The following is a 14,978-nucleotide window of genomic DNA, read 5'->3' as shown; positions in this document are numbered from 1 at the left end:
TTTCGTCATTTCCTCAGCAGGTCACGGGCGTCGACATGGCCGAAGGGCCCGTCGTCGCGCCGGAACGCTTCCGCGGTCTCCCGCGCGCGGTCGAGCGCTCCCTCGCGGAGCAGCCCGGCGAGCGTGTCGAACCGTTCGGTGTGCACCCTCGCCCGCCGCCGCGCGTAGTCGGCGGCGGAATCCTTGGTGACCATGAACGCCCAGTCGCTCGACAGCGCCAGCATCGCCTCGGCGACGGCCTGGTCGCGGACGGCGTCACGCGTCGTCGTGTCCATCCCGGCGACCAGGTCGAGCATCCGGTGCTGCAGCGCGGTGTTGTCCCGCACCATGTCGGCGACCTGCTCGCCGTCCCAGACCCGCCAGTCCTTGCCCGAGCCCCACGACGACGCCGGGAGATCGACCTTCCCGCCGAGGTGGCCCGCTTCGAGCGCGCCCTTGAGCGTGGTGACGCGGACGCCCGCCTCGGGCAGGGCGCGCAGGACACCTTCGAGCCAGGCCGGGCCCTCGTGCCACCAGTGCCCGAACAGTTCGGTGTCGTACGCGGCGACGACGAGCGATTCGCGGCCGTGCTCGGCCTTGAGCGAGCGCAACCGGGCGACGACGGTGTCGACGAAGTCCTGGACGTGGCCGCCGAGAGTGGCCGTCGCCATCGCCGGGTCGTACGGTGCCTTGTCCGGCGGCTCGACGGTCTTGCCGGTCACCCGCGAGGGTTTGAGCCCGACTTCGTGCGCCCAGGTGTGGAAATCGCGGTAGGCGGCGTGGCCGGGATAGCCGGCCTTCGGCGACCAGACGCGGTACGTGACTTCGAGGTCGCGGCCGAAGCAGACGACGTCGGAATCGCCGACGGTCCGCGCCGCCGACGTGTCACCGTGCAGGGAGGGCCCGTCGACCATGAACCGCCGGACGCCCGCGGCGGCGTACCCGGCCTCCATTCCGGGCGCGTAACCGCATTCGGGTGCCCAAATGCCTTCGGGACGTTGTCCGATCCGCAGTGCGGTGTCGGCCAGCCCGCCGCGCAGCATGAAGTCGCGCACCGCCGGGTCGAGCAGCGGCTGGAACGGGTGCGCCAGCGGGCCGCCGAGCAGCTCGATCGTCCCGTTGTCCACAAAGGACCGGAGGATCGGCGAGAAACCGTGACGCCAGCGCGTTTCGAATTCTTCCGATGCCTTCAGCGCCGTCCGGTACTCGCTCGCCGCGAGGTCGCGCAGCAGCGGGTCGCCGCGCCAGAGCGTGGACGCGTGCCAGGCGCGCAGCTGCCAATGCCCGAGCCAGTCGTGGAAGGCGTCGATGCAGTAGGGGTCGTCGAGCTGGGCGGCGAGGATCGGCGTCATGCCGAGAGTGAGGACGTCCTCGCGGCCCTCGTCGGCGAAGCGGCGCAAGAGGTCGACCATCGGCAGGTAGGAATGCGCCCACGCCTGGTAAAGCCATTCCTCGCCGACCGGCCAGGAGCCGTGATGCGGCAGCCACGGCAGATGGCTGTGCACGACGAGGCAGAACGTGCCTTCGTACTCGCTCATGCCTGCTCCTCGTAGTGGGTCGCTTTGCGTCGCATGAGCAGGCGCACTGTGTTGAATGATTCGCTCGCAAGCTCCCTCATGGGCGCACCGCCACGGCCACGAGGTCGAGGCTGGCGTCGAGGTCCTCACCGTGGATGGCGAAATCCGCGGCCTGGATGGCTTCGACATCGGCGAGCAGTTCCGCCGGCCAGGTCGCCTGCCCGGGCAGCTGCCCCATGACGACGTCGAGCTGCGCGTCGATGATCGAGCCGTTGTACTTGGCGTCGAGCTTCGCGACGCCCTCGCCGTGGTGGAGGCCGTGCAGCGTCTCGACCTCGAAACCGGCTTCACGCAGCAGTTCGTCCAATTCGGACGGTGCGAGTTCCCTGGTGTGGAACGGGTTGAGCGGAGTGTCGCTGTCCGGGGTGAAGGTCAGCCGGTTGGGTGTGGTGACGATCAGCCGTCCGCCGGGGGAGAGCACGCGGCGGCATTCGGCGAGGAAGGCACCCTGGTCCCAGAGGTGCTCGATCACCTGGAAGTTGGCGACGACGTCGACCGACGCGTCCCGCAGCGGCAGGAACACCAGGTTCGCCCTGGCCACGCCGATGCCGGGGTAGCGGCGGGCGACGTGCTCGGTGGTGGGGATGTCGTAGTCGAGCGCGAGCACCCGCTCGGCGACCGTGGCGATGAGCCCGGCGCCGTAGCCCTCACCGCACCCGGCTTCCAGGACGGTCCTGCCTTCGCACAGGGGCAGGAGCTTTTGATACGCGGCCTCGTGGCGGCGGTACCAATAGTTTTCCTCGGCGATGCCCGGCACGGTGCGTTCACCGGTGAGGTGCAGCGCTTCGGCCCTGGTGGCTGGGGTGGTCACGCCGCGACCCTACCGGCCGGTCACTTCGACCCGCGTGTCACTCTCGGTTTGCGAGCTTCGCCTACCGGGGCCTCGGGGTCGACGTCTCAGGTGCTGCCAGGCGGTCCAACAGGGTTTCCGACAGCGCCTTGAACTCCTGATGACAGCGTTGTACGAGGGTCTGCGTGCTGCCCAGGGCGCCGTCCGCTGAACGCAACTCGAACATCGGCTTACGGGCATCGTGTGCCAGCGGCATGAGGCTCTGGTAGTTCCGCATCGTGGCGATCTCGAAGTCGCTATCTGCGGACGTGTCATTGTCTAGCACGGCGTCGCGATAGACGGCGGGAATGCGATCCAGCCAACGCTGATAGGCCTTGACCGGCCGGTCTAGGTGCATGACGGGTTGCCTGATCACGTAGCCGAGTGGGCGCATGGCGCCAGGCGGGGTGGATATCGAGGACGGCGCGTTCGGAAGTACGGTTTGCTGCCAAGTCTTTCGCCAACTCCGCAGGGTGGGGCCGAGATTGTGGAGCCCGCGTAGCGAGAACAGGTCTGCGGCCAGCGGAGTGAGAACGGTGTCCGCGGAGAGGAGTGCCGCCCTGTTGATGGCTCCCAGGTTCGGGCCTACGTCGATGAGTACGATCTCGGCATCGACCTCGCGTTGTGCATGGGCGATCAGTCGATGGAACGCCGTCGTAGCCCGGAGAGCGGCTGGATCACCGGTGAAGCACTTGCCCCAAGCCTCCGAGAGTCGGTCTTCATAGGAACTCAGCTCCAGGTCGCCTGGGAGCAACCACAGCCCGTCGGTGATCCGCACCGGCTGCGAAGGTGCAATATCGCCCAGGCCCTCTCGGATCGGAGTGAGAGCGGTCGCGATCGTTCCTGTGTCTTCGGTGACAGGACTCCAGACCCGATACTTCGGTGTTTCCGCGGACCACGCCGGGCTCTGCGGCTCGTGCCACAGAATCGCGAGTTCGTCCTCGTCCAGAAATTGCGCGGTGAGATTGGACTGAGGATCGAGGTCGACGGCGAGTACCCGTTTTCCCAGTCGCTGAAGCATGTGAGCGAGATGGTAAGTTAGCGTCGTCTTGCCTACGCCGCCCTTATTGTTGAACATGGCGACCGAGGTCACTTGGTCCTCCTGATAGTGACAGACCATGAGGATGCGTCCACGACGAATTCGGGTTCGGGGTTTCCATTGCGTTCAAGAGCTGCGCGAATTCTTCCGATTCCCCTGCCGAATCGGTTCACATACCCGAGCGACTTCATAGCGGCTGCCAATGATGGGTTCCGGTAGTCGTTCACGCGGTCGAAGTTGTCGGCTCGGACCTGGCCGAAAGGCCCGCCCGGATTGGTGATCTCAATCCGGTCATCGAACCAAGCGATCCGCACCGGGGCGTTCGAGTTCTCATAGTTCCGATGCATGATCGCGTTCATGCAGGCCTCTCGGAGGGCCTCGAAGGGGTAGTCAGGCGCCTGTTCTTCACGAAACCCCTGGACCTCCGTCAGACTCGTGTGGAGGTGGCCGCGAAGCACTGCGGCCAGTCGGGTTGCGGTGCCGATGAGATTCGAACGCATTTCCTGATCGTCGGCGATCGGTGCGTCCAAGTCCTTTCCTCGGTAACGGATGAACTGTACATAGGCGCCAGGCAGATGCGCGCTCGGATCCAAGCCTAGAACGAGCAAGCCTAAAACTGTGGGTTTTCCTTCGGGGCCGGCGAGGCGCAGTGAGGTGAGCTGTTGAGCGGCCGAGCGACCGTTTTCTTCGATCACCTCGGGCGCCACAAAGGAGGGGAGGTAGTCGGACCTGAACAGAGCCAGGTCGAGGTCGTCGATTGTGGCGATCTCCACTGGACGGCTGTCGTACGGCAGATCTGCCGCTCTCCGGCGTTCGCTCAGGACCCTTTCGTCATCGCGACTGGCCTTGCGGGTGGTGGGTCCCGGGCGAACCCAGGTGATCCCCTTGTACCTGACCGGAGGCGTCGAGGACGTCCGGACCTCGATGTGCACGATCGGCTTGCCCCGGTACTCGGCCGCCTCGACGGTCATCGACGGCCGATCCAGAATCTGACCGTCCTCGCGAAGGTCCGTGTAGCGAAGTAGTTCGTCATCACTGGTATCGACGTCTTCAACAAGGAGCTCCGTGCTTGTCGACCCCGATGAGCAGGTGTCCGACGCCCTTCTGCGCCAGGTCGTTGGCCAGCGCGCAGATCGCCTTGCGAAGCACGTCCCGATCCTTGCCGGACTGCTTGAACTCCAGGTTGACGGTCTCCTGGGTACCCAGCAGTTCGGCGAGATCTTTGGTCATAATCAACATAATCGCAGACCAGGTGTTCGAAGCGCGCGTGCCGTACCGGCTTGTCACGTTTCGCGGCGCTGTCCAGTCCAGGAGGTATGCAACGGACATTCACGCGCGTACTGCTCGTCGTCTTCGGTCTCATCGAACTGCCCGTCGGGCTGTGGCCGCTGTTCGGCCCGGACGGCTTCTACCGGGACTTCCCGGGGTTCCGCACCGGCTGGGTGGCGATGGACGGCCCCTTCAACGAACACCTGATCCGCGACTTCGGCGGCCTCAACCTGGCGCTTTCCGTGATCCTGATCGGCGCCGCCGTGATCGGGACGACCGCCGTGGCCAGGCTCGCGGCGCTCGCGACCTTCCTCTTCGGACTGCCGCACTTCCTCTACCACCTCGGCCACGTCTCGCATTTCGAGCCGGTGGACCAGGTGCTGATCGTCGTGACGACGGCGCTGGGCGCGGTGCTCCCGGTGGTGCTGGCGCTGATCCCCTCGAAGCGGGCTACACCGGCGACACCGTGATGCCGATGGCGCCGGGACCGAGGTGGGCGCCGAGGATCATGCTGGCGTCCACCAGGGTGCTGTCGACCATCTGCGGCAGCCGCGCCCGCAGCCGCCCGCCGATCTCGAGATCGCGTTCGTCCGGGCCGAACCGGGTGATGGCGACCTCCACGTCCTGATCGCCCGCGCAGTCCACCGCGAGGTCGACGAGTTTGTTGAGCGCCCGCCGCTGGCCCGGGACCCGGGTCAGCGGGGCGACCTCGCCGTTCTTCACCGTCAGCAGGGGTTTGATCGAGAACGCCGAGCCGAGGAAGGCCTGCGCGGCGCCGATCCGGCCGCCGCGGCGCAGGAACTCCAGCGTGTCGACGTAAAGGATCTCCCGGCTGCCGCGGAACCGGCGTTCGGCGGCGTCGATCACCCGGGGCGCCTGCCCGCCGGCGGCGGCGACCTTGGCCGCCGAGGTCGCCGCGAAACCGAGGCTCATCCCGGTGGTCCCGCTGTCGAGAACGTGGACGGGAACGCTCACCTGCTGAGCGGCCTCGCGGGCGGCGTTCACCGTCTCCGACATCCGGCCCGAGATGTGGATGCTGACGATCGCCGAGGCACCCTTGCTCGCGGCGTCCTGGAACGCCCAGAAGAACGCGGCGACCTCGGGCGGCGCCGTCTTCACCGGGGTCCCGGCGCGCAGATGGCCGATGATGTCCTCGCGGTCGTAGCGGTTCTCTTCGTCGAACTGCTCTCCGACCTGCAGTTGGACCTGAACGACGCCGATTCCCCAGCGTTCGGCGACCGGGGCGGGGAGGCAGGCGGTCGAGTCCGTGATCACGGCGACGGGGCCGGGCAAGGAACGCATGGTCGGGCAGGCTATCGCCTCACCCCCGCCACGAGTACCCCGGAATACGGCCGTTCGGGTTAGTCGCCCGGTAACACTCACTTCCGGGTGAATTACCTGGACGATGGTCCCACTAAAACGTGCATCCAGGTGAATGAGGTCACCTCGGCGGGCCGCGGCACTGAAATGGCCCTAATCTACCGGCCAGTAGAGCTGTTGCCCCGTGGCCGACGCCGGCCACCAACGGGAGGTCGAAGTAGACCCATGACGAACATCGTTGTCCTGGTCAAGCAGGTACCGGACACCTACTCGGAGCGGAAGCTCTCCGGTGCCGACAACACTCTTGACCGCGAATCCGCCGACGCCGTGCTCGACGAGATCAACGAGAAGGCCGTCGAAGAAGCCCTGAAGATCAAGGAAGCGGGCGAGGGCGAGGTCACCGTCGTCTCGGTGGGTCCCGACCGCGCGACCGACGCGATCCGCAAGGCACTGTCCATGGGCGCCGACAAGGCCATCCACGTCTCCGACGAGGCTCTTCACGGCTCCGACGCCATCGCCACCGCCAAGGTGCTGGCCGCCGCGATCTCGAAGGTCGAAGGCTTCGACCTGGTCATCACCGGTAACGAGGCCTCCGACGGCCGCGGTGGCGCCGTGCCGGCGATCATCGCCGAGCTGCTCGGCCTGCCGCAGCTGACCCACGTGAACGAGCTGACCGTCGACGGCACCTCGATCAAGGCCGACCGCTACACCGAGGACGGCGTCACGCACCTCGAGGCGAACCTGCCCGCGGTGGTGAGCGTCGGCGAGAAGATCAACGAGCCGCGCTACCCCTCCTTCAAGGGCATCATGGCCGCGAAGAAGAAGCCGGTCGAGACGCTGACCGTCGCGGACCTTGGCGTCGACGCCGCCGAGGTCGGCCTCGGCAACGCCTGGTCGTCCGTGCTCGAAGCCTCTCCGAAGCCGCCGCGCACCGCCGGCGAGCGCGTCGAGGACGAGGGTGACGGCGGCAGCAAGGTGGCCGCCTACCTGGTCGCGCAGAAGCTCATCTGAGACAGGTTTCGAGGAGGAATAGGGAAATGGCTGAAGTACTCGTCCTCGTCGACCACGTCGACGGTGAAGTCAAGAAGGTCACGCTCGAGCTGCTGACCGCCGCTCGGGAACTGGGTGAGCCGTCCGCGGTCGTCGTCGGCCCGACCGGCACCGCCGCCAAGGCGAAGGAAGCCCTCGCCGCGCACGGCGCCGCCAAGGTGTACGTCGCCGAGGGCGACAACGCCACCGGCTTCCTGGTCACCCCGAAGGTGGACGTCCTCACCGCTCTCGCGGAGCGGACCTCCCCGGCCGCCGTGCTCGTCGCGGCCAGCGCCGAGGGCAAGGAGGTGTCCGCCCGGGTCGCGGTCCGCCTCGGCTCCGGTCTGCTGTACGACGCCGTCGGCGTGAACGGCGACGGCACCGTGGACCAGTCCATCTTCGGTGGCGCGTTCTCCGTGAAGTCCAAGTCCACCAAGGGTGTCCCGGTCATCTCGGTCCGCCCCGGCGCGGTCGAGGCGGCCCCGGCCGAAGGCGCGGCCGCCGAGGAGACCGTCGAGGTCCCCGCGGGCGACCCGGCGAAGTCCGCCAGGATCACCGGTGTCGAGCCGATCGTCGGCGGCGACCGGCCGGAGCTGACCGAGGCCTCGGTCGTCGTCTCCGGTGGCCGCGGTGTCGGCTCGGCCGACAAGTTCGACGTCGTCGAGGCGCTCGCCGACTCGCTCGGTGCCGCCGTCGGTGCCTCCCGCGCCGCCGTCGACTCGGGCTACTACCCGGCGCAGTTCCAGGTCGGCCAGACCGGTAAGACGGTCTCGCCGCAGCTGTACATCGCGCTGGGCATCTCCGGCGCGATCCAGCACCGCGCGGGTATGCAGACCTCGAAGACCATCATCGCGGTCAACAAGGACGCCGAGGCGCCGATCTTCGAGATCGCCGACTTCGGTGTGGTGGGCGACCTGTTCAACGTCGCGCCGCAGCTGACCGAAGAGGTCCAGAAGCGCAAGGGCTGAGACCCTCGTTCGAAGAGGGGCCGTCCGGGATTTCTTTCCCGGGCGGCCCCTTTTCTGTGATCCGAAAGTGATCTTCCAGCCTGAGAGAACCCTGAGAACCCGCAATTAACTGAACGTGCACTAATCGGCCATCAGGCGCATTGTCGTTGGTACCCCCCGAGGGGTAGACCTGGGTTATGACGACGTCACAGCTCCTCGTCAGTACTGACCAGGCAGGTGTCGAACTCCCGGCCGATGCGCCGCGTTACTCCCTCCTTGTGGCGAACGGGAACGAAGAAGTCATTGCCGCGCAACGCCTTCGCCATCAGGTGTTCGCCGAGGAAATGGGGGCGACGCTCAATTCCCTCGAACCAGGTCTCGACGTCGACTACTTCGACGAGTTCTGCGATCACCTCGTGGTGCGGGACGACAACACCGGCGAGATCGTGGGCACTTACCGGATGCTGCCGCCCGATCGGGCCGCGCGGGCGGGGAAGCTGTACTCCGACAGCGAATTCGATCTCACCGCGCTCGATGCGCTGCGCCCTTCGCTGGTCGAGACGGGGCGGTCGTGCGTGCATCCCGACCACCGCAGCGGCGCCGTGGTGAGCCTCGTCTGGGCGGGCATCGGGCGCTACATGCTGCTGGCCGGCCACCGGTATCTCGCGGGCTGTGCTTCCGTACCGCTGACCGACGGCGGGGTCTACGCGGCGGGCGTCTGGGATGTCCTGCGCGCCAAGCACTACGCGGAGGAATCCTTTCGGGTGACGCCGCTGAACCCGTGGCGGACCGAGGGTGTCGAGCGGCCCGCCCGCGCGATCCTCCCGCCGCTCATCAAGGGCTACACCCGACTGGGTGCGAAAATCTACGGCCCGCCCGCGCTCGACGCGGATTTCGGTGTCGCGGACTTCTTCGTCCTGCTGGATCTGCACAACGTCGACGAGCGGTACCTCAAGTTCTTCCTGGGAGTGCAGGGATGACTCACGCCTGGATGCCGAAGTCGCCGTGCGGCGACGGCTGCCTGAGCGAAGGGGCGCCGACGGTGGCGTTCCCGCGGCGCGTCCTGCGGTTCACCGCGGCGATCGGCGTCATCTTCGGCGCTTTCCTGTCGGCGCCGCTGGTGCTCGTGCTGCGCGGCATGCCCCGGGAACGGTTGGTGCGCCTGCTTTTCGCGGGGATCTTGAAATCCTTCGGGGTGAAGCTGCGCGTACTCGGCGACGAGCGTTTCCGCGCCGTGCCGGGCCGTGGCGCGCTCGTGGTGAACAACCACATCTCGTGGCTGGACATCATCGCGGTGAACGCCGTCCAGCCGATGCGAGCGCTCGCCAAGAAGGAGGTCGGCGCCTGGCCGGTGCTCGGCCTGCTGGTGCGCCGCGGCGGCAGCATCTTCCTCGACCGGGAGAACCTGCGGAGCCTGCCCGCGACGATGGACGAACTCGCCGACGCGATGCGCGGCGGATCACTCGTGAACGTGACGCCGGAAGGCACTACCTGGTGCGGTCTCGGTTCGGGCCGATTCCGTCCCGCGACCTTCCAGGCCGCGATCGACGGCGGTGTCCCGGTGCGGCCGCTCGCGCTGCGCTTCCGGCTCGCCGACGGACGGGAGACGACCCAGCCGGCGTTCATCGGGCCGGAGTCGCTCATCGCCTCGCTGCGGCGGGTCGCGGCGCTGCGTGGTCTGGTGCTGGAGGTGCACGTGTGCCCGGAGATCGCGCCAGGGCGCGCCGCGGACCGGCGGGAGCTGGCCGCGCTGGCGGAATCCGCGGTGCAGGCGGCGCTCGGCCGGGTGCAGATCCCGGTGCAGCGGCGGCGTCGCGTCGCGGCTGTTTCCCCGGTCGCTCCTTCTGTGCCCGCGGCTTCCGAGACGGTCTCTCCGTAACGCGTATGTCGTGAAAGGGCCGTTCAGGACCTTTTTCGTCCTGAACGACCCTTTCACGACACCTGGCCGGTGTGGCGACCCGCGTGCGATGAAGGGGCCTTTCATCGCGAATTTTGCTATGAAAGGCCCCTTCATCGCAGCAACCGGTGGGCTCGCGCGACTGTCAGTCGAAGACCAGCGTGATCTTCCCGCCCGCGTGACCGGTCGCGCTCTCCCGGTGCGCCTCCGCGGCATCGGCGAGCGCGTAGCTGGAGCCCAGCTTCAGCTTCAACCCGCGCGCGACCAGATCCTCAAGCACCGCCGCGCTTTCTTCTCCGCCGGCCGAGAACTTCAACCCCTGGGCGTACGCCGCCGGGTCCGCGATCGTGATCAGCCGGTCGGGTGATCCGAGCAGTTCGACGGACTCACCCAAGACACCGAAGCCCGCCGCGTCGAACACCGAGTCCACGCCGTCCGGCGCGACCGAGCGGACCCGCGAAACCCAGCCGTCGCCGTACTGAACCGGCACCGCGCCGAGTTCCTTCACCTCGTCGAGTGACGAAGCCCCCGCCAGCCCGACGACCGTGGCGCCCAGCGCGACTGCGGCCTGCGTCGCGATCCGGCCGACCTGGCCGCTCGCGCCGTGGATCACCACCGTCTCGCCCGGTTTGACCTCGAGCTCGCCCAGCACCCGCAACGCCGTCTCCCCGGCGATGGGGAGCGCGGCGGCCTCGGCCCAAGAAAGCCCGGCGGGTTTGCGGATGACCTTGCTCGCCAGCGCGTACTCCGCGTACGTGCCGGTGTCGGACCAGCCGAAGACCTCGTCACCGACGGCGAAATCGGCGCCTTCGCCCACCGCGTCCACGACGCCCGCCAGCTCCAGGCCGAGGATGTGCGGGAATTCGACCGGGCGGACCTCCGCCATGGCGCCGGACCGGATCTTCCAGTCGATCGGGTTGACGCCCGCGGCCTTGACCGCGACCCGCACCTGACCCGGGCCGGGCTCCGGCAGCGGGGCCTCGTCGAGCCGCAGGACGTCCGGTTCGCCGTACTGGGTGATGGTGATCGCTCGCATGTTCACTCCTGTTCGGATTTTCTTCGCTGCGATCAGTCAACCGGCGCCCGTACCCCGCCCGAACCAGCCGGACGAGCAGTGTTCACTAGCCGGGAGAGCAGCGTCCCCACGCCGGGACACGCTTACTGTGGAGTCATGGACCCGCTGCACGTGCTGAGCCAGGTCGAGTACATGCTCGCCGCTCCGCGCCCCGAACTCCTGCCGCGCTTTTCCGAGACGGCCGCGGCCGTGCTGCCGCACCGCGCCGCCGCCATGGAGACCGGTGACTGCTCCCGCCTGCCGATCAAGGTCCACGGCGATCCGGAGATCACCGGCGCGGTCACGAGCGCCGAGCTCCAGCGGCTCGCCGCGCTCGGCGTCCCGGGCCGGGCGGTGGTGGCCGAAGAGACGCTCGGCGGGAAGCGCCGGAAACTCGTCGTGCTGACCTCGGCGCCGGTGATCGGCAAGGGCGCGATGATCGCGCTCGTCCCCACCGAAGAGGAGCCTGCGGACAGCGCGCTCGAATTCGTGGCCAAGCTGTGGGACATCGTCAGCGTGAACGCCGCCCAGCGCGCCACCGACCCCGAGCCCGCCGTCCTGGAGAGCAACATCGCGGCGGCCACCGCGCGGGCGCGGGCGATCACCGATCTGGGGCAGACCCACGCGACCACGTTGACGTCGTTGCTTTCGGTGCTGCGATCACGGCGGCTCGGCGACGCCGCCGCCCGGCAGACCGCGACCGACCTCGCCGCGGCCGCACTGGTCGAACTGCGCTCGATCGCGGACCGCGATCAGGAGCTCTCGGCGGAGCCCGCGTCGGAGGCGTTCGGCACCCTCGTCACGCAGCTGGCTCCTTTGGTGCGCCACAACGACGTGACCGTCGATCTCGCCGGGCCGGACGACGAACGGCCGCTCCCGCAGGACATCGCGCACACCGCGCGCACGGTCTCGCGCGGCCTCGTGCTCGCCGCGCTGGAGCGGGACAGCAGCCGGGTCCGGGCGTCCTGGCGGATCGACGGGCAGCACCTCCGGGTCACCGTGCGCGACGACGGCCCCGACGTCGCCCGCGCCGTGCCCGCCACCGGCCTCACCGAGCGGATCACCCCGCTCGGCGGCCGCTGGGAGGTCGACGCCGTCCCCGGCTGGGGCGCCACGATCACCGCGGTCCTGCCGCTCGGCGTCCAGGAAACGCCGGAACTGCGCCCGCTCGACCGGCTGAACCCGCGTGAACTCGAAGTCCTCGCCGGGATCGCGCGGGGGAAGCGCAACCGGCAGATCGCCGAAGAGCTGGCGCTGACCGAGCACACGGTGAAGTTCCACGTGCGGAAGATCTTGGGAAAGCTGGAAGTCACGTCGCGCGGCGAGGCCGCCGTGCTGGCGCGTGAGCTGCGCCTGGAGTCGGTGTCGTGAGCTTGACCTCCACCGAGCTGGAGGTTGCAGTCTCGTCGTATGACGATCACTGGGGACGAGGCCGAACCGAAGGGTGTGCTCTGGACACCTGAGCACCGCGTGACCACCGTCGGGCTGCTGCTCATGGTCACGCTCATCGCGTTCGAGAGCATGGGCGTGGCCACCGCGATGCCGACGATGGTGGCCGACCTCGACGGTCTCGCCCTTTACGCCTGGCCGTTCACCACGTTCCTGGTCGCCAGCGTGGTCGCGACCGTCCTTTCCGGACGCCTCGGCGACCGCAAGGGCCCGGCGCCCGCGCTGCTCGCCGGTACCGCGTTGTTCGCCGCCGGGCTCCTGGTCGCGGGGCTCGCGCACGACATGCCGCTGCTCCTGCTCGGCAGGGGATTGCAGGGCTTCGGTTCCGGCCTCCTGCTGGTTTCCGTGTCGCTGCTGATCGCGCTCACCTTCAGCGACCGCGAACGCCCGGTGATCTACGCCGCCAACGCCGCCGCGTGGGTGCTGCCGGCGGTGATCGGGCCTTCGATCGCGGGCGTGGTGACCGTGAGCGTCGGCTGGCGCTGGGTGTTCCTCGGGCTGATCCCGCTGACCGGGATCGGGCTCGCGCTGCTGGTCGTCGTCACGCGCAAACTGCCGGCCCACATACCCGGCGAATCCGCCGTCCGCGCCGGTGTCGTGCCCGCGGTGGTCGCGGCCCTCGGCGTCGCCGCGCTCACCTGGGCGGCGCAGCACCCCTCTTTCGCGGCGCTGGCCTACGGCGGCGCCGGCCTGGTCGCCCTCGCCTACGCGCTCCGCAAACTCCTGCCCGCCGGGACGCTGACATCGCGGCCGGGGTTGCCGACAGTGATCGCCTCGCGCGCGCTGATCGCGGGCGCGTACGCCGGGATGGAGGCCTATCTGCCGCTCACGATGACGGAGGTCCACGGCTACAGCCCCGCGCTGGCCGGGCTGCCGCTGACGGTGACCGCGCTGGGCTGGTCGGCGGGGTCGATGCTGCAGGGCCGCATGCTCGACTGGTCGCGTGAAGCGTCGCTGCGGACCGGGTTCGCGCTGGTCGCGGCCGGTCTGGCGATCTTCGTCTTCGTCCCGCTGCCGTCTTTCCCCAGCTGGATGGCGTTCGTGGCGTCTGCTGTCGGCGGCTCCGGGATGGGGATCGCGATGCCCGCGATTTCGGTGTTGCTGCTCCGCTACTCGCCGGAGGCCGAACGCGGGTTCAACACCTCGGCGCTGCAGCTCGGGGACTGGGTCGGATCGGCTCTGACCATCGGTTTGGGCGGGGTTCTGCTCGCTTCACTGGCGTCGGCGACGGAGCCGTCGGCGGCGATCTTGGTGCTTTCGGTGGTGCTGACCGGCATCGCGCTGCTGGGGGTGCGGCTGACCGGCCGGTGGCCGTCGGGTATGAGCGCCGCCACCCGCTGAGCAGGGTGGGCTTGGTCACGCCCCGGAGCGGTCTACCCTGGTGTAGCGATGACCTATCTCGACCACGCGGCGACCACCCCGATGTTGCCCGAAGCCGTAGCGGCGATGTCCGAGGCGCTGTCCACAGTGGGCAACGCCTCCGCGCTGCATTCCTCGGGGCGCCGGGCGCGCCGCCGGGTCGAAGAAGCCCGAGAGGTGATCGCGGAGGCGCTGGGTGCCCGGCCGTCCGAGGTGATCTTCACCGCCGGTGGCACGGAGAGCGACAATCTCGCGGTCAAGGGCATCTTCTGGGCCCGCAACGGCGAGGACGCCGAGCGCCGCCGGGTGCTGTGCAGCACAGTCGAGCACCACGCCGTCCTCGAGTCCGTCGAGTGGCTGGAGCAGCACGCGGGCGCCGAGATCGTCTGGGTCGAGGTCGACCAGGCGGGCCGGGTCACTCCCGAGTCGCTGCGCACCGCCATCGGCGACAGCCCCGAGACGGTCGCGCTGGTCACCGTGATGTGGGCGAACAACGAGGTCGGCACGGTCAACCCGATCGCCGAACTCGCCGCCGTCTGCGCCGAGCACGAGATCCCGCTGCACACCGACGCCGTCCAGGCCGTCGGCGCGGTGCCGGTCGACTTCGCCGAGAGCGGCGCCGCGGCGCTGACCCTCACCGCGCACAAGCTGGGCGGCCCGTACGGTGTCGGCGCGCTGCTGCTCGGCCGCGACACCGCGTGCGTGCCGGTCCTGCACGGCGGCGGCCAGGAGCGCGCCGTGCGTTCGGGCACGCTCGACGTCCCCGCGGTGATCGCGTTCGCGACGGCGGTGAAGGCCTCGGTCGAAGGCCGCGAGGAGTACGCCAAACGCGTCGCCGAGCTGCGGGACGACCTGATCGAGGCCGTCCGGCGCGAGGTGCCGGACGCGGTGCTCAACGGTGGCGAGGGTGAGCGACTGCCCACGCACGCCCATTTCACCTTCCCCGGTTGCGCGGGTGACAGCCTGTTGATGCTCTTGGACGCCAAGGGCATCGAATGTTCCACCGGTTCGGCGTGCACGGCGGGTGTCGCGCAGCCGAGCCACGTGCTGCTGGCCATGGGTGCCGAACCCGCGGCCGCGCGCGGGTCGCTGCGGTTCTCGTTCGGGCATACCTCGGAGCCGGAAGACGTTGAAGCGGTTTCGAGGGAGATCGCGGGCGTCGTCGACAGGGCGAGGCAGGCGGGGCTCGCCGGAATGCGCAAGCAGACGCAGAAGCAAGAGGTGTGAGGA

Annotated in this window: 15 protein-coding genes; 8 read left to right on the top strand and 7 right to left on the bottom strand. The window is 68.8% G+C overall.

Annotated elements, in window-relative coordinates; genetic code table 11:
- Positions 1 to 5: 5 nt before the first annotated feature.
- The 5 genes from LCL61_RS33945 to LCL61_RS33925 all read right to left on the bottom strand — a co-directional run bounded on the left by LCL61_RS33945 (position 6) and on the right by LCL61_RS33925 (position 4,654).
- A complete protein-coding gene (locus tag LCL61_RS33945; RefSeq protein ID WP_340683528.1) occupies positions 6 to 1,517 on the bottom strand; it encodes a glycoside hydrolase family 57 protein in 1,512 nt (503 codons plus the stop codon).
- 76 nt (positions 1,518 to 1,593) lie between these two features.
- A complete protein-coding gene (locus LCL61_RS33940; RefSeq protein ID WP_340683527.1) occupies positions 1,594 to 2,367 on the bottom strand; it encodes a class I SAM-dependent methyltransferase in 774 nt (257 codons plus the stop codon).
- 61 nt (positions 2,368 to 2,428) lie between these two features.
- Positions 2,429 to 3,478 (bottom strand): ParA family protein, encoded by a 1,050-nt coding sequence (locus LCL61_RS33935; protein ID WP_340683526.1) that lies wholly within the window; start codon positions 3,476 to 3,478, stop codon positions 2,429 to 2,431.
- Entirely contained in the window at positions 3,475 to 4,395 is a 921-nt protein-coding gene (locus LCL61_RS33930) for an ATP-binding protein (RefSeq protein ID WP_340683525.1), read from the bottom strand. Before LCL61_RS33930 ends, LCL61_RS33935 begins: the two co-directional genes overlap by 4 nt.
- 79 nt (positions 4,396 to 4,474) lie before the next feature.
- Positions 4,475 to 4,654, bottom strand: a complete 180-nt coding sequence (locus tag LCL61_RS33925; RefSeq protein WP_340683524.1) for an AlbA family DNA-binding domain-containing protein — start codon at positions 4,652 to 4,654, stop codon at positions 4,475 to 4,477.
- Positions 4,655 to 4,740: 86 nt separating this feature from the next.
- Here LCL61_RS33925 and LCL61_RS33920 point away from each other — a divergent pair, with 86 nt between their 5' ends.
- Positions 4,741 to 5,163 carry a hypothetical protein gene (locus LCL61_RS33920; protein WP_340683523.1) on the top strand — a complete coding sequence of 141 codons (423 nt, stop codon included), beginning with the start codon at positions 4,741 to 4,743 and terminating at the stop codon, positions 5,161 to 5,163.
- Here LCL61_RS33920 and LCL61_RS33915 read toward each other — a convergent pair.
- Positions 5,144 to 5,995, bottom strand: coding sequence for a DegV family protein (locus LCL61_RS33915; protein WP_340683522.1), 852 nt, complete (start codon positions 5,993 to 5,995; stop codon positions 5,144 to 5,146). The genes LCL61_RS33920 and LCL61_RS33915 overlap by 20 nt on opposite strands.
- 243 nt (positions 5,996 to 6,238) lie before the next feature.
- Between LCL61_RS33915 and LCL61_RS33910 the strand changes: the two genes are divergently transcribed.
- The 4 genes from LCL61_RS33910 to LCL61_RS33895 all read left to right on the top strand — a co-directional run bounded on the left by LCL61_RS33910 (position 6,239) and on the right by LCL61_RS33895 (position 9,868).
- Complete coding sequence (locus LCL61_RS33910; RefSeq protein WP_007031634.1) at positions 6,239 to 7,024, top strand: electron transfer flavoprotein subunit beta/FixA family protein; 786 nt, start codon at positions 6,239 to 6,241, stop codon at positions 7,022 to 7,024.
- Positions 7,025 to 7,050: 26 nt separating this feature from the next.
- Positions 7,051 to 8,010, top strand: a complete 960-nt coding sequence (locus LCL61_RS33905) for an electron transfer flavoprotein subunit alpha/FixB family protein (protein ID WP_340683521.1) — start codon at positions 7,051 to 7,053, stop codon at positions 8,008 to 8,010.
- Between the two features lie 176 nt (positions 8,011 to 8,186).
- Complete coding sequence (locus LCL61_RS33900; RefSeq protein WP_340683520.1) at positions 8,187 to 8,969, top strand: GNAT family N-acetyltransferase; 783 nt, start codon at positions 8,187 to 8,189, stop codon at positions 8,967 to 8,969.
- On the top strand, positions 8,966 to 9,868 hold the full coding sequence (locus LCL61_RS33895; RefSeq protein ID WP_340683519.1) for a lysophospholipid acyltransferase family protein: 903 nt from the start codon (positions 8,966 to 8,968) through the stop codon (positions 9,866 to 9,868). Before LCL61_RS33900 ends, LCL61_RS33895 begins: the two co-directional genes overlap by 4 nt.
- A gap of 163 nt (positions 9,869 to 10,031) precedes the next feature.
- Here the strand turns inward: LCL61_RS33895 and LCL61_RS33890 are convergent, their stop codons facing one another.
- A complete protein-coding gene (locus tag LCL61_RS33890; protein ID WP_340683518.1) occupies positions 10,032 to 10,922 on the bottom strand; it encodes an NADP-dependent oxidoreductase in 891 nt (296 codons plus the stop codon).
- 135 nt (positions 10,923 to 11,057) lie between these two features.
- On the opposite strand from LCL61_RS33890, the gene LCL61_RS33885 reads away from it, so the two are divergent.
- From LCL61_RS33885 to LCL61_RS33875, 3 genes are read left to right on the top strand one after another with little or no spacing between them, the layout of a single operon-like run.
- Positions 11,058 to 12,311: a helix-turn-helix transcriptional regulator gene (locus tag LCL61_RS33885; RefSeq protein WP_340683517.1), complete on the top strand. Its 1,254-nt coding sequence runs from the start codon at positions 11,058 to 11,060 to the stop codon at positions 12,309 to 12,311.
- A gap of 39 nt (positions 12,312 to 12,350) precedes the next feature.
- Positions 12,351 to 13,730, top strand: coding sequence for an MFS transporter (locus LCL61_RS33880; RefSeq protein ID WP_340683516.1), 1,380 nt, complete (start codon positions 12,351 to 12,353; stop codon positions 13,728 to 13,730).
- A gap of 48 nt (positions 13,731 to 13,778) precedes the next feature.
- The gene (locus LCL61_RS33875) at positions 13,779 to 14,975 is read left to right on the top strand and encodes a cysteine desulfurase family protein (RefSeq protein ID WP_340683515.1); all 1,197 of its coding nucleotides are present in this window, start codon (positions 13,779 to 13,781) and stop codon (positions 14,973 to 14,975) included.
- The last annotated feature ends 3 nt before the right edge of the window (positions 14,976 to 14,978 follow it).

Source organism: Amycolatopsis coloradensis (assembly GCF_037997115.1).
GTDB classification, from domain to species: Bacteria; Actinomycetota; Actinomycetes; order Mycobacteriales; family Pseudonocardiaceae; genus Amycolatopsis; species Amycolatopsis coloradensis_A.
This window is presented reverse-complemented; position numbering and strand designations above follow the sequence as displayed.

What these genes read in the sequence shown, in the direction of transcription:
- LCL61_RS33895 (WP_340683519.1), top strand. Translation starts at nt 8,966, where the DNA reads ATGACTCACGCCTGGATGCCGAAGTCGCCGTGCGGCGACGGCTGCCTG.
- LCL61_RS33890 (WP_340683518.1), bottom strand. Translation starts at nt 10,922, where the DNA reads ATGCGAGCGATCACCATCACCCAGTACGGCGAACCGGACGTCCTGCGG.
- LCL61_RS33875 (WP_340683515.1), top strand. Translation starts at nt 13,779, where the DNA reads ATGACCTATCTCGACCACGCGGCGACCACCCCGATGTTGCCCGAAGCC.
- LCL61_RS33930 (WP_340683525.1), bottom strand. Translation starts at nt 4,395, where the DNA reads ATGACCGTCGAGGCGGCCGAGTACCGGGGCAAGCCGATCGTGCACATC.
- LCL61_RS33945 (WP_340683528.1), bottom strand. Translation starts at nt 1,517, where the DNA reads ATGAGCGAGTACGAAGGCACGTTCTGCCTCGTCGTGCACAGCCATCTG.
- LCL61_RS33900 (WP_340683520.1), top strand. Translation starts at nt 8,187, where the DNA reads ATGACGACGTCACAGCTCCTCGTCAGTACTGACCAGGCAGGTGTCGAA.
- LCL61_RS33920 (WP_340683523.1), top strand. Translation starts at nt 4,741, where the DNA reads ATGCAACGGACATTCACGCGCGTACTGCTCGTCGTCTTCGGTCTCATC.
- LCL61_RS33885 (WP_340683517.1), top strand. Translation starts at nt 11,058, where the DNA reads ATGGACCCGCTGCACGTGCTGAGCCAGGTCGAGTACATGCTCGCCGCT.
- LCL61_RS33880 (WP_340683516.1), top strand. Translation starts at nt 12,351, where the DNA reads ATGACGATCACTGGGGACGAGGCCGAACCGAAGGGTGTGCTCTGGACA.
- LCL61_RS33905 (WP_340683521.1), top strand. Translation starts at nt 7,051, where the DNA reads ATGGCTGAAGTACTCGTCCTCGTCGACCACGTCGACGGTGAAGTCAAG.
- LCL61_RS33915 (WP_340683522.1), bottom strand. Translation starts at nt 5,995, where the DNA reads ATGCGTTCCTTGCCCGGCCCCGTCGCCGTGATCACGGACTCGACCGCC.
- LCL61_RS33925 (WP_340683524.1), bottom strand. Translation starts at nt 4,654, where the DNA reads ATGACCAAAGATCTCGCCGAACTGCTGGGTACCCAGGAGACCGTCAAC.
- LCL61_RS33910 (WP_007031634.1), top strand. Translation starts at nt 6,239, where the DNA reads ATGACGAACATCGTTGTCCTGGTCAAGCAGGTACCGGACACCTACTCG.